This window comes from Methanobrevibacter sp., from assembly GCF_017940815.1.
Taxonomy (GTDB): domain Archaea; phylum Methanobacteriota; class Methanobacteria; order Methanobacteriales; family Methanobacteriaceae; genus Methanocatella.
The window spans coordinates 39,821-54,014 of the sequence record NZ_JAGAXX010000062.1 but is presented as its reverse complement, the minus strand read 5'-3'; the positions used below and the strand labels follow the sequence as shown (position 1 = coordinate 54,014).

General features: G+C 35.7%; 12 protein-coding genes. 8 read left to right on the top strand and 4 right to left on the bottom strand.

The annotated features are described in order from the left end of the window. Nucleotides 1-218 precede the first annotated feature (218 nt). From ILA26_RS08030 to ILA26_RS08015, 4 genes are read left to right on the top strand one after another with little or no spacing between them, the layout of a single operon-like run. Nucleotides 219-1,262: an NAD(P)-dependent glycerol-1-phosphate dehydrogenase gene (locus ILA26_RS08030; protein ID WP_292896124.1), complete on the top strand. Its 1,044-nt coding sequence runs from the start codon at nucleotides 219-221 to the stop codon at nucleotides 1,260-1,262. Next, nucleotides 1,262-1,699, top strand: coding sequence for a UPF0179 family protein (locus ILA26_RS08025; RefSeq protein WP_292896122.1), 438 nt, complete (start codon nucleotides 1,262-1,264; stop codon nucleotides 1,697-1,699). Before ILA26_RS08030 ends, ILA26_RS08025 begins: the two co-directional genes overlap by 1 nt. Beyond that, nucleotides 1,700-2,386 (top strand): ribose-5-phosphate isomerase RpiA, encoded by a 687-nt coding sequence (gene rpiA / locus ILA26_RS08020; RefSeq protein ID WP_292896120.1) that lies wholly within the window; start codon nucleotides 1,700-1,702, stop codon nucleotides 2,384-2,386. Between the two features lie 8 nt (nucleotides 2,387-2,394). After that, entirely contained in the window at nucleotides 2,395-2,610 is a 216-nt protein-coding gene (locus tag ILA26_RS08015) for a hypothetical protein (RefSeq protein WP_292896118.1), read from the top strand. Nucleotides 2,611-2,651: 41 nt separating this feature from the next. Here the strand turns inward: ILA26_RS08015 and ILA26_RS08010 are convergent, their stop codons facing one another. Beyond that, entirely contained in the window at nucleotides 2,652-5,618 is a 2,967-nt protein-coding gene (locus ILA26_RS08010; RefSeq protein WP_292896116.1) for a right-handed parallel beta-helix repeat-containing protein, read from the bottom strand. A gap of 384 nt (nucleotides 5,619-6,002) precedes the next feature. On the opposite strand from ILA26_RS08010, the gene ILA26_RS08005 reads away from it, so the two are divergent. Genes ILA26_RS08005 through ILA26_RS07995 form a run of 3 tightly spaced genes read left to right on the top strand, consistent with a single transcriptional unit; the run spans nucleotide 6,003 to nucleotide 8,472 of the window. Beyond that, the gene (locus ILA26_RS08005; protein ID WP_292896114.1) at nucleotides 6,003-7,733 is read left to right on the top strand and encodes a right-handed parallel beta-helix repeat-containing protein; all 1,731 of its coding nucleotides are present in this window, start codon (nucleotides 6,003-6,005) and stop codon (nucleotides 7,731-7,733) included. A 47-nt stretch (nucleotides 7,734-7,780) separates the two neighbouring features. Further along, nucleotides 7,781-8,185 (top strand): secondary thiamine-phosphate synthase enzyme YjbQ, encoded by a 405-nt coding sequence (locus ILA26_RS08000; RefSeq protein WP_292896112.1) that lies wholly within the window; start codon nucleotides 7,781-7,783, stop codon nucleotides 8,183-8,185. Between the two features lie 26 nt (nucleotides 8,186-8,211). Further along, nucleotides 8,212-8,472 (top strand): winged helix-turn-helix domain-containing protein, encoded by a 261-nt coding sequence (locus ILA26_RS07995; protein WP_292896110.1) that lies wholly within the window; start codon nucleotides 8,212-8,214, stop codon nucleotides 8,470-8,472. 189 nt (nucleotides 8,473-8,661) lie between these two features. Here the strand turns inward: ILA26_RS07995 and pheT are convergent, their stop codons facing one another. Further along, nucleotides 8,662-10,320, bottom strand: coding sequence for a phenylalanine--tRNA ligase subunit beta (gene pheT / locus ILA26_RS07990; RefSeq protein ID WP_292896109.1), 1,659 nt, complete (start codon nucleotides 10,318-10,320; stop codon nucleotides 8,662-8,664). Nucleotides 10,321-10,342: 22 nt separating this feature from the next. Then, a complete protein-coding gene (locus tag ILA26_RS07985) occupies nucleotides 10,343-10,699 on the bottom strand; it encodes a hypothetical protein (protein ID WP_292896108.1) in 357 nt (118 codons plus the stop codon). A 172-nt stretch (nucleotides 10,700-10,871) separates the two neighbouring features. Here ILA26_RS07985 and ILA26_RS07980 point away from each other — a divergent pair, with 172 nt between their 5' ends. Next, nucleotides 10,872-13,586: a valine--tRNA ligase gene (locus ILA26_RS07980; protein ID WP_292896106.1), complete on the top strand. Its 2,715-nt coding sequence runs from the start codon at nucleotides 10,872-10,874 to the stop codon at nucleotides 13,584-13,586. On the opposite strand, the gene ILA26_RS07975 is transcribed toward ILA26_RS07980, so the two are convergent. Next, nucleotides 13,579-14,172, bottom strand: coding sequence for a hypothetical protein (locus ILA26_RS07975; protein ID WP_292896104.1), 594 nt, complete (start codon nucleotides 14,170-14,172; stop codon nucleotides 13,579-13,581). The two genes, ILA26_RS07980 and ILA26_RS07975, sit on opposite strands and share 8 nt — an antisense overlap. Nucleotides 14,173-14,194 lie beyond the last annotated feature (22 nt).

Here is a 14,194-nt window from a genome sequence, read left to right as displayed (position 1 = left end):
TCTTCCAAAAAGTATTTCCAAAACACATAAAAAGAACAATGAAAATAGAACAAGGACTTTTAAGCAGATTCATGCTAAAATTAAATCACTGGAACATAAAAAACGAAAAAGAAAAAAATCACACAAGTTTTTGAAAGAGCCTATTTTTTCAAATTGAAAACTTATTTATAATTATTTCATACATATATATTAATGTATAATTAATTTTAGGAGATATTATGAGCAATAGGAAAATACAGATGCCTCGTGAAGTTTACATCGATCCTGGTATCATAAAGGATACTGCGGACATTTGTAAGTCTTTACATTTGGATAAAAAGATTTTAATCGTTACAGGAAACCATACATTCGATATAGGTGCAAAACCTGTAATAGCAAGCCTTGAAAAGGAAAACATTGAATATGATGTTATCAAAGTGGACAAAGCTAACTACGATTCAATCTCTGAGGTTGAAGAGTTAATCACTCCTGACACCACCGTTTTAGGTATTGGTGGAGGTAAGGTTATTGATGTTGCCAAATTGTCTTCACATAATCAGGGCGTTTACTTCGTTTCCATGCCGACAACAGCTTCACATGATGGTATTGTATCTCCTTTAGCTTCAATTAAAAATCCTAATACTTCAACATCTGCTAAAGCGCAGTCTCCGATAGCTGTCATTGCGGATACAGAAATACTTGCACAATCCCCATTCAGATTATTGGCGGCAGGTTGCGCAGATTTGATTGCAAACTTCACAGCTATTAAGGATTGGGAATTGGCCCACAGGCTAAAGCATGAACCTATCAGCGAGTCAGCTGCTGCATTGTCAATAATGTCAGCTCATCTGATTACTGATAATGTTGCCAACATAAAGCCTAATCTGGAGGCAAGCGCAAGAATTGTCATGAAGTCACTGTTCAGTGGAGGAATGGCAATAAGCATTGCAGGTTCTTCACGTCCTGCCAGCGGATCCGAGCATCTGTTCTCACATGCATTGGACAAGATTGCAGAAAAACCTGCATTGCATGGTGAGCAATGTGGTATAGGAACAATTCTCATGATGTACCTTCATGGTGGTGACTGGAAGGCGATAAGGGATGCCCTTAAGGCTGTGCAAGCTCCAACCACTGCTAAGGAAATTGGAATTTCTGATGAAGAGGTTATTGAAGCATTGGTCATGGCTCATAAAATCAGGCCTGAAAGATATACCATACTTGGAGACAATGGAATTTCAAAAGAAGCAGCTTATGAGCTAGCTTACAAAACAGAGGTGATTTAATGATTACATTGATAGGAAAGGATTTGGCGAAGGAAGGTCAGGAATTTGTTTTTCTTGGTCCTGCTGAAGAGTGTGAGAAATGTAGATTTAAATCATCATGTGTTGGAAGCCTTGAATTGAACAGGAAATATGTTGTCGTTGATGTTAAGGAAAACGAACAGAAATGTCCGATACATGCGGAAGGAACTGTAATTCCTGTTGAGGTTGAATTGGCTCAAATAGATTTGTTAACAACTTCAAAAAGTATTTTTGAAGGATCAACATTTACATTTAATGCTCCAGACTGTGATGAAAAATGCGACTTCCATGACTTATGCTTCCCTGAAGGGTTGATTGAAAACGACAAGTGCATTGTCTTGAACAATGCAGGAAAGCATAAAGAGGAATGCAAGAAAGGTTATAAACTTAATAAACTTACTTTAGGATTTGTGATATAAATGAAAGACACTAGTAGTAATAGTTCTGCTAAAAAGAATGCTGGTTATAAGGCTGCTGAATATGTGGAAGATGGAATGGTTTTAGGACTTGGAACAGGTTCAACCACTCACTTTTTCATTGAAAAGGTGGGAATGAGAATCAAGGAGGAAGGAATTAAAGTAATGGGTATTCCAACTTCATTCCAATCATTATTAATTGCTAAGGAATGGAACATTCCAATAACCACTCTTGAAGAGCATGACATTGACCTATCTGTAGATGGTGCCGATGAGGTGGACTCAGAATTCAATTTGATTAAAGGTGGAGGAGCAGCTCACACCAAGGAAAAAATTGTCGATTACGCTGCAGACCAGTTCATTGTCATTGTTGACGAATCCAAAGTTGTTGAATCATTAGGAGCATTTCCTGTACCTGTAGAAGTCTTGCCTGATGCATCCCGTATGGTCATGAAAGCTTTAGAAGATATGGGAGCTACCTGTGAGATTAGAATGGCTCAAAGAAAGGACGGTCCTGTAATCACAGATAACGGTAACTTTGTCATTGACGCCAAATTTGATGAAATCGAATCTCCTGCTCATTTGGAAATAGACTTGAATTCAATTCCTGGAGTAGTCGAAAACGGAATATTCTCACAAATGGTTGACAAGGTCATTATTGGAACAGATGATGGAACCAAAGAATTATAGGTGATAAAATGCCTATGTTTGATATTCCAGACATGAGGGAATTGTTGTATAAGATTGCAATCGTGTTTGGGACCATAATCGTAATCTATGGTGTCTTGTGGTTGCTTGTTAACTTAGGTGTGATTCCTGCAATAATCGCTGCCGTATTCCCGCAGATAGTGTTGATAATCATTGGATTATTCATCATATATACTGCTGTTGAACGCAGAAACAAATATTATTAATTTTTTTTAAAAAAAGAAATTGAGAAGAGAATTAAACTCTTCTATTTTTTAACTGTTATTTTTACTTTTTGGGTTACTTTGTTAAAGTAGTTATTACCTGCAAATTTAACTTTAGCGGCGTATTTATCTTTTTTAGTTAGTTTGGTAATTTTAAAGGTTGCTTTACCTTTTGCATTGGTTTTTGCGGTAAAACTTTTGCCTTTAACTGTAATTTTAACTTTCGCTTTTGCAATAGCTTTACCTGATTTGGATTTTAAGGTAACTGCATATTTTTTGGTTTTTGTTTTAGCCTTGAAAGTTTTCTTTTTAGCGGTTAACTTGGATGCTTCCTTGGTGATTTTGACAGTTGCAGTTTTACTTGCAGCCTTGTATGTATCATCACCCGCAAAACTGATGGTTGCTTTTAAAGATCCGGTTTTTGCCACTTTGAGAGTGACTGTTGCAATACCGTTAGCATTGGTGGTTGCCTTGTAGGTAACTCCATTCAACTTAACGACAATTTCTTTTCCAGCAATTGCTTTTCCACTTGCATCCTTAAGTGTGATTTGGTATTTGCTACCTTTTGCAATTGCTTGTATGTAAACATTTTTGTCAGATGCAGTTAATGAAGTTCCTATTCTATCATCCGCAATGTTTAAATTAGCATTTGTAGTTGCTGCATTGTAGTTGTCATTTCCTGCAAATGAGAATGTTGCTGAATAATCTCCAGGTTTTAATCCGGTGTTAAATGTTGCAATACCTTTATCATCACTCACAGCTGTGAAATTTTTACCGTCAATGGTAGCAGTGATTGTTTGTTTTGCAATTGCTTTTCCATCCATGTCGGTTAATGTAACATTAAATCCATTTTCAGTATACTTTGCAGAGATTATTCCTGTTTCAGTAGTAGTTATTTTTGCAGTTTCCTTATCGGAATATGTTCTAACTACATTGTCTGCACTTTGGTATTTGCTGTCTGCTCTTGCAATATAGGTTACAAAAGTAGGTGGGAACGGTAAAGAGTCTAATTTGTAGGCATTTGTTCCTACAGTTACATTATAATATCCTCCACCAAGTAAAATGCCTATTCTACTTCCACTGATTGTATTGTTGAATATCACTTCATTTCCAGACCCATAAGCTGTAATTCCACTGATTTTACAATCTTTAACGGTGTTGTTGTAGACAGTGTGGCCTTTTGAGTGCATAAGATATATTCCTTCTTTAGCGCCGGAAATAGTGTTGAATGCAATTGTAACATTTGGTCCGGTTCCGTGTCTTGTGTCAATACCGTGGTTCATTGCATTTGTAACTGTATTTTCAATAATTATTGCATTTGGTGAACCGAAGTTCATTATACCTGTTGTAAATATGTCATGAATGTTATTTTTACTTATTATGCTGTTTGAGGAGTATTCTCCAAAGATACCCCATGATGCGCCGGTGATATCGCATCCGGTAATGACCATGTTGTTATTTTTTGTAGCATAAATTCCTGCTGTTTTATATTCGTCGGTGGTGGTAGTTGCCTTAGTGGTGTCATATCCAGGATATTGCGCTTTAATGTTCAAATCACTAACGACTACTCCAGTGCTGTTCAATATGTACAATACTGCACGGTAAGCAACGGCATAGCCGCCCTCTGCAGTTGATTTTCTTACTTTTTCAGGAGCGTTATTTAAGTCAATGTTGTTGTATCCTATTAATGTTGCATTGTTTCCAAAAATCTTGATGTTCTTGTCGGTGTAAATGGAAATGTCGTTATAGACTGCATCTTTAGCAAAGCTCAATGAGTCTCCATCGTTCATTCCATCAATCATTTTTTGAATGTCTTCACTTGAGGTTCCTTCTGGAATTGTCCATTCTGTGCCTGTTTTAGCTAAGATTGTATCATAATCAATGCTGATGTCTTTAGGTGCGTCAATTCCAGTGTATGCAACGTAATTAGGAGAATAGGTTGACATATCACTGTAAGTTCCCATAATCTTTTCGGCACTTTGATAATCGCTTTTGGCCTCAGCAACATAGTAGACAAATGTTGGTGGGTATGGCAGGTTGTCTAATGCAAAGGTGTTTTCTCCAACAGTGATGTTTGTGTATCCTCCACCTAATAAAATACCGATTCTTGATTTTTGCATTTTGTTTCCATTAATGTTAATGTTGGATGATCCATAACATGTTATTGAGCTGATTGTACAGTTTATTAATGTGTTGTTTGCTGCAGTGTGTCCTTTGGAGTGCATTAGGTAAATTCCCTCTTTTGAACCTATCACTGTATTGTTGATTACCTGCACATTAGGTCCTGTTCCATGTCTTACATCAATACCGTGGTTTTTAGCATCAATGATTTTGTTTTGCTCTATTAATGTTCTGGCAGATCCAAAGTTTAGGAATCCTGTTACTGCTTGATTTTTGATTGTGTTTTGCTTAACAATTCCATCATTACAGTATTGGAAATACAATCCCCATGATGATCCGTCAAGGATGTTGTTTTCAAAGGTTAACTGGTTGGAATTCATTGCATAAACTAATGCATTTGAATAAGTTTCTCCACTATTTGCTCCACCTACAATTTTTAATCCATTAATGGTTACTCCGGTGGTTTTTACAATGTATAATGTTGCAAGGTTTCCAATTGCATATCCGCTTTCGTCAGTAGGTTTCCAGATTATTTCAGGTGTGTTCTCTTTGGATGGGGTTTCGTATCCTATTAAAGTTGCCCCATTACCGTTTACTGTGATATTCTTGTTGATGTAGATGCAGATATCACTATATTCTCCAGGCTCGAAGTTTAAAGTATCACCATCGGACATACTATTGATTGTCTCTTGGATTTGTGAGCTTGTTGAACCTGCAGCAATGGTCTGTTCTGATGATAACTTATCATCGTTGATTTCTTCTATTTTTGCTACATCATCATTTTCCTGTAATTGTGAATCATCTGTAATTTCTTCAGCAAATACAGAACTTGCACTCATTATTACAACGAATAATAATATTGTAGCTAATATTATTCCTTTTTTAGTCATTTAAATCTCTCTTATTCATTATGGTATTGTCTATAAAATACGATAGGCAATATAATTTATATTGTATTTTTAATCATATTTAAATGATGATGTCTTGATTTTAGAACATAACACTGTTAATAATAGTAATATGCTTTAATAAGGATTTAAAATGCTTATTTTTTAAAAATTTTGATAAACTATATATATCAAGATTAAATAAATAAGTTATTATATAATCAATATATAAATTAATTTAATTCGTTATTTTTTAAGGTTAAATAACGAATTTTTAACTAAAAATTTAATCAATAGTTAATTAATTTCCTATAGATTTATTTTTAATTAAAATAATGGTGTTAAATTAATTGAATTGATTATAATTACATATCGGGGAGTAATTATATGGATAAAAAATTTCTCAATGTTTTGTTCATATGTTTTATAGGCTTGTTTCTAATCTCGGCGGTTAGTGCAATTGATGAAAATCAAACTGAAGATTCACTTGCCAGCACAAATTATCAGGTCACTTCTGATTTGGCAAATGAGGACATTCAAGCAATGTTTGATAGTGCTGGAGATGGTGACACCTTTGAGTTTACAGACAGTACTTACAACAACATTTCCTTGGTTGTTGATAAGAAACTAAATATCGTATCTGCTGTTGACTCTAAAATTCACACTTCAAATCAATTATGCTCTAAGGCTAAAGATTTGGGAATAACCAATACTTTCGGGTTTTACTTTACATCTAATGGTGCAGGCAGTGTTTTATCTGGAATTACCATTATTGCATCCAATAGTGATTATGGAATAATTGTTGATTCTACAGGCAATGTGACAATCGATAATAATACAATCACTGGGGGTGTTAATGGAATTCTTGTTAAAAACGCTCAGGATATTACATTAACCAACAATAACGTCTCAAGAGCCTCTGAAAATGGAATTCAACTTAAAAATGTTAAAAATTCCATTATTTCAAAAAATGATGTTTCATATAACAAGAGATCAGGAATTGAAACTTCCAACATTTATTATTGTAAAATAACTAACAATACAGTTCACCACAATAACTTTAATGGAATTTCAATGTTCAACATATCTGATGGGAACGTCATAAAGCATAATCAGGCCTATGAAAATCCAAACGGAATTTACATTGATTCACAGTCAAGCAATGATGTAATCAATTCAAATTCATTCACGAATAATCGCAGAAACACAGATTATGAATTAGGTGCTTTTGAATCGGGTAACGGACTGTTATTCGGTGCAGATTTTAAAACTGCAAAAGAGGGCAATCCTTCAAGATTGGAAGTGAAATACAATGTTTTAGCTCATAATGAAGGTTATCAGGCTAAAAACAATCCTGAATTGCCAGTATTTAAGTTAGGGGACAACTGGTTTGACTCTACTGATGATTCAAATACATTTGTTTGTCCAATGCTTCTTGCAGGAATTATGAAAATGGGTACTGTATCCGTTAAGAATGGTATCAGTCTTCAAATGTATGATACTAGCGGTCAGGCCGTACAGGAATTTGGTACATTTGACACTACAGTCAACATTAATGGAAACAGATACACTGCAAAGTTTGTCAATGGTAAGGCCACTATAGAAGCCAATCTTGATCCTGACAAGGAATATGATGTTGATGTCATGATTGGTGGAAAGCCGGTGACATATAAATATAGAACTGCATCCGGTGATAAGGGAGAAAATAAAGATTCTCAAACTTCACAATCTCAAGACGGAAAGACCGGATTATCAGGGTCCAATCCAAATGTTTCAACAGGTTTAAGTTATGGGGTTTCCAAGGGAAACGGTGAAAATGGAACTTCAAACAGTGCGCATTATGCAAACTCCAATAAATCTGGTGTTTATGGGACAAATGCATCTGGAACATTTAAGGATTCATCTGATAACGGTGAAAGTGCATTGACTAACGGTAACGTTAATGCTGGTGATGCTAGTGAGGGTGAAGTGTCCGAAGAGGGTAAAGCATATGAAATTGTGCCTCCAAGCAAGATTTCGAAAGAAATCACAGATACCTCAGGTATTGTAGTATTAAGTATACTTTCTATTATGGGAATGTTAATCTACGGTTACTGGCGTAAGGAAGACTATGAGTAACATTTCCCTTCTTTTTTTATATACTATTAAGAACTAATTATTAATTAATGAAAATCAATACTCATTCTTTTAAAATCAACACTAACAAGAATTTTGAAATTATCGATATAACTTCCAAAATCAATGAAATGATTGACGTTGAGGAAGGAATAGTCTCAATCTTTTCAAGGCATTCCACTTCCGCAATTGTAGTCAATGAAAATGAATCCGGTCTTTTGAATGACTTGGAATTCACATTAAATAATTTGATTGATGATAAATTCTCTTATGAACATGACAGGATTGACAACAATGCTCGCTCACACCTGAAATCATTTCTCTTATCTTCAAGCGAGTGCTTACCTATAAAAAACAATACATTGGATTTAGGCACCTGGCAGTCAGTATTTTTCATTGAACTTGATGGGCCAAGGCATGGACGAACAATAAGTTTAACAATAATAGGTGAATAATATAATATTAATAAGATGTGATTATTATGGATGATGAAACTTTAAAAACTTACGGTTATGTTATCAGCTCTTCATATAGGGAGAAGTCTGTAAAGTCATTAAATGAGTCAAACAAGATTCCGACAGATCTTGCAGAGGATATTGGAATCAGGTCAAATCACATTTCAAAAGTATTGAGGGAACTTAAGGAATGTGGCGTTGCAGAGTGCATAAATGAAGAAAAACGCAAAAACAGAATTTACAGATTGACACCGAAAGGTGAAGATATAGCTAACCTTATAGATTAAGCTATACAAAAAAACTAATTTTTATGATGGTTGGTGTTTAATTGAGAAAATGGACAATAATTTTAATAGTTGTAATTATATTATTGTTGATTTTCATACTGCTTTTCAATAATTATGATACTTCGCCAACACTGAGCAATTACTCTCAAACAGAAATACAAATGAGAAAATTGTGGTATTGAAAAGAATTTATTTGTTTATAAATTCTATTTCAAATGCAATTACCGGATAGTCTAATGTAAAGTTGGTGATTACTTCAGGGGAAACCTCACCGAAGAATCCTTTAACAAATCCTTTTTCTGATTCTCCCTCAACGTCAGCAACCCTACCTTCAATGAATGTCTTGTTTTCACTGTCTGAGATTTCCATGCTGTATCCTAAGTTGGATAAAACGCTGGTCATGACTGACTTGATTTCGGTAAAGTTAGCTGTTGAGTGACAAATTAACGCAGCTAATTTTTTGGATGAGACTGTCTTGTTTTCTTTGGATTCGTCAAGGTATAGGACGTCACCTATTTCGAATATTTTTTGTGGCAAGTCCTCATGCTTGTTGTCTTCCAAGAATTCCATCAAGCTGTTGATTAAGCTTGTTCTAATCATTGTTCTGTCAATTGTAATTGGTTTTGCAACTTGAACGTGAGGTTTTTCCTCTTGGTTCATTTTTGTGTAATGTGCATCTTCACTAGTAAGCATCAAGCTCATTACTTCCTGGAATCCTAAACCAACCATAACTTCACGGATGATTGATTCAGAGCGGAACCAGTCGTTTTCATAAGCAACAGTGTTGATTTCAGGTAATTTAGCTTCAACGGAATTGATGTGGTACTGTACTGCAATGTTTTCGACAATGTCCACTTCATGCAATATGTCTACTCTGTAAGCCGGAATGATGGCTTTGACTTCATTGTCGTTCAATACTTCAGCATTGAAACGAGCCTTCAACAATAATCCTTTGATGTCTTCAGCGGTGAGGCTGGTTCCACCAATCAATTCGTTTGCGGTGTCAACGTGAACGTTCATTTCCTGTGGAGTCAAGTCAGGACTTACGATGGTCTTGTCTTCATATTTAACTTCCATTGACTTGATTTGGCCTCCCACTTCGGCAAATGAGGAACATATGATGTTCAATGCTTGATTCACTGCTCTTTCATCGGTACCTGTCACATCAACAATGATGTTTTTGGTGTCCTCTTTGATTTTGGTCAACTCACCGTTGATGATAGGTGGCATGGACAATACTTGATCATCTTTATCTAAAATTAATGGATATTTTTCAAAGTCTTCAATCAAATGAGCGTAATCTTTTCCTTTGTCATGTTCAGTTAAAACTTCTTCTGGAGTCATTTCAGTGTCTTTTTCCAAAGGAACAAATGCGTTTGCATCTTTTGGAGTTGCAATGTATTTAAATGGAGCGTTTACAACATCAGCATTGTGAATACCGATAGCTACTTTTTTCCTGTCCCTTCCAATAACCCAGTGGAGGTTTTCCTGGAAGTCCATGATGTATTTTAACTTGTCGCCAGTAAAGTCAACATTGTCAATTTTTGCAAAAGCGATGTATGGTCTGATTTCAGCCACTTCTGCCTCAACAATAACTTCCTCATTGGAAGGTACTACTGGATAATCAGGCAAACCTATTTCCTGACCGATAAACCCTTTAAAAGATCTGGCTACTCCTTCAACAGACAAGTTGTCTGGTCTGTTTGGGAAGAATTCGACCTTGATTTCCTCATCATCAAAGTCTTCAATATCACTTGACATCATTGGTAAGGTGTCTATTAGTTCATCTTTTTCCATATCTATTCCTAAATCTTTTAAATCATCGTATTTGAATGTTATAACTGGCATTTAATAACTCCATTTAATTTTTTTAAAATCCATAAATTAACATGAAAAATAGAGATTCAATCACAAAATGAAGAGCTCTATGTTCTAACTCACCCATATCACGTATAAATATTGTGTGAGTAACATCTATTACAAAATGAATGAGGGCTGCTAAAATCCCAATAACCGGATTTAAAAACACTATTGATACAACAATGAAGTGGAATCCTGCCTCCATTATTTCATGCGCTACCCATGTCTGCCATGTTGAGTGTGTTGATTGCTGAATCAAACCTCCTAAGATTATATAGAAGTTATTGAATACTTTCCACATTAATGTGGTGTGCAATACATCACTTATAGCTAAAACAATAGCAACATAAAACCATATCAAGTTCATTTTTATACACAGTCCTATTTTTGATAATATTATTAATTTGATTTTATTATATAATATATTTATCTATTAAGCATTTTTATTTTCAAAATATTTGAAATTCAATTAGTTTTTTAAATAATAAATTACATAATTAATAATATTATTTTTATTTACATTAACTAGGAGAAAATATATGTCAAAAGAAGAAATTCCTAAAGACTATGACTTTAAAAAGGAAAAGGTTTGGGAGCAAAAATGGGAAGATGAAGACATCTACAAGTACATTGGAGATGGTTCTCGTCCTAGATATATAATTGATACTCCCCCACCATACCCAACAGGTTCCATTCACTTGGGACACGTATTGAATTGGGTTTACATTGATATGAACGCAAGATACAGAAGACAAAAAGGTCATGATGTATTGTTCACCCAAGGATGGGACTGTCACGGTCTTCCAACTGAAGTAAAGGTTGAGGAGACTCATAAGATTAATAAAAATGATGTGTCAAGAGCACAATTCAGACAGTATTGTATTGACTTAACCACTGACAACATTGCAAAGATGAAATCACAGATGCGTGCAATGGGTTATTCACAGGACTGGAGCCGTGAATTCGTCACAATGACTCCTGAATACATGAGAAAGACCCAGTATTCATTTTTGAAAATGTATAATGAAGGATTGATTTACCAAGGAATTCACCCGGTAAACTGGTGTCCTCGTTGTCAGACTGCAATTGCTTTTGCAGAGGTTGAATACTCAGACAATACAACATTCTTAAACTATGTAAACTTCCCTCCTGCCGTTGAGGATTCCTATGAAGACATCGCATCTTCTCAAGAATCCGGCAAACAGGCTGACCCTAAGGATGAGGGCATATTGATTGCAACCACCCGTCCGGAATTGATGTCCGCTTGTGTGGCAGTTGTAATTCACCCTGAAGATGAAAGATACACTCATCTTTTAGGAAAATATGTGGAAGTTCCTTTATCACATCAAAAAGTTAAAATCATTGCAGATGAAGAGGTTGATCCTGAATTCGGTACCGGTGCAGTAATGATTTGTACCTTCGGGGACAAGACTGACGTAAGTTGGGTTCAAAAATATGACCTTGAAATCATCAATGCAATCGATGAGACCGGTACATTGACAAGCGCTGCAGGCAGATATGAAGGAATGGACTTGCAAACCTGTAAAAAACAAACAATCGAAGACTTGGACAGTGAAGGATACCTGTTAAAACAAGAGCAAGTTGACCAAAACGTAGGCCAATGCTGGAGATGTAAGACTCCTATCGAGATTCTCGTTAAAAAACAATGGTTTGTTGCAGTGAGAGACTTAATCGAAAAGACCAAAACCGCAGCGGATGAGATGAAATGGGTTCCGGAACACATGAAATCCCGTATGGTAAACTGGGCGGATTCCATGGAATGGGACTGGTGTATCTCAAGACAAAGAATATTTGCAACTCCAATTCCAGTATGGTACTGTAAAGACTGTGGAAAAGTGATTTTGCCTGACGTTGAAGACTTGCCAATTGATCCAACAGTCGACAAGCCAAAACATGCTTGTGAATGTGGCTGTGAAGAGTTTATTCCTGAAGAAGACGTATTGGACACTTGGATGGACTCATCAATTTCACCTTTATCAATTGCAGGATGGCCTGATGAAGATTATGTAAATCATTTCCCATCAAACATCCGTCCGCAAGGACACGACATCATCCGTACATGGGCGTTCTACACAACACTCAGATGTTTGGCATTGACCGACCAGAAGCCGTTCGATGACATTGTAATCAACGGTATGGTATTCGGTGAAGACGGAAACAAGATGTCCAAATCAAGACCTGAGTTCGTTGTTGGTCCTGAAGAGGTCATTGAAAAATACGGTGCCGACTCATTAAGAACATGGGCAGCCAACAGTGTTCCTGGATCTGACGTAATATTTGACTGGAAAGACATCAAGCACGGATACAGATTCTTAAGAAAATTCTGGAATGCATTCAGGTTCATCAGCATGCAAATATTCGATGAGGAAGTATCCTATGAAGAAGTTAAAGATAACCTTGGACCTCTTGACTTATGGATATTATCCAAATTGAACAACTTAAACAAGACTGTTGACCAAGCGTTTGCAGATTACAACTTCGCAGATACAATAACATCTATCGAAAGATTCTTCTGGCACGATTTCTGTGACGAGTACATTGAAGCTGTAAAATACAGATTATACAGCGACGTTTCAGACGAATCCAGAAAGGCTGCAAAATACACATTGAGAACCGTTGTGGAAACATCCCTTAAACTGATGGCTCCAATTGCACCGTTCTTCACAGAAGAGGTTTACCAATACTTCTCAGACGAGTCAATCCATACCACCTCATGGCCTGAAGTGTATGACGAATTGATCAGTGAAGAAATGGAAACAAAAGGAGAAACCACTGTTGAGTTGATTGATGAAGTAAGAAGATTCAAATCCGCTTCAAAAATACCATTGAATGCTGAACTTGCGGAAGTCAACGTTTACACTTCCGATGATGATTTGGTGGATGTGTTCAATCAATTCGATGCAGACATTAAAGGAACCTTAAAAATCAATGATTTGGAAATCAGCTCAGGAAAACCTGAAGTTCATGAAAAAATCATTGAAGTGGAGCCTGACATGTCTCAAATCGGACCTACATTCAAGGGCGATGCCGGTAAAATCATAGGTTATCTTAAATCAACCGATATTGATGAAATCGGTGCTGTTTTAGATGAAAACCATGAATTGACTGTCGGTGATATTGTAGTTCCTGAAGACATGTTGAACATCAAAAAGGAGATTGTTGGAGCATCCGGTAAGAAAGTGGATATCTTGCAATCCGAAAACTTAGATATGATTGTGGAAGTAATCAGATGATTACTTTTCCATTAACTTTTTTTAATGCTAAAGCTATTGCATAGGTAATGGCTAAAATGACTATTGTCCATATTACTGAATGGATTGCTGGCTGATTATAGACCAATAGGAATGGGTAAGGACCTTCTACTACTTTTATTATATTTAAGAAAATCATGATTATGGCATATATTATTGTAAAGTACAATCCATGAATCACGTTTAAATTGTCATATTTTTCAATTATAAAGGATATGATTGCTAGAATTGGACAAAGAGTATGGTGGTATAGCATAGACCCGCCAAATAATAGGTGATACAATCCAAAATCGGTTGTCCATGACAATACGGTAAGGACAATTATCAATGTCAATGTTGTTGAAACGATTGCGATATATCTTAAGGACTTGAACCATGAGGGTAATTCCTTATTTGTTAAAAGGAATATTGAAAACATTAAAGAGGATATCAATAGCAACAGATTGCTGTCTTCGGTATAATATTCCAATGAAGTGAGTCCCATCTCATTAAAAACCAATATGAATCCAATGATTTCCAAAATAACTATCAATAGATTCATTGTCAGATTAATGTTTCTTGAATTCATGTTATCTTATTTTGAGATATTC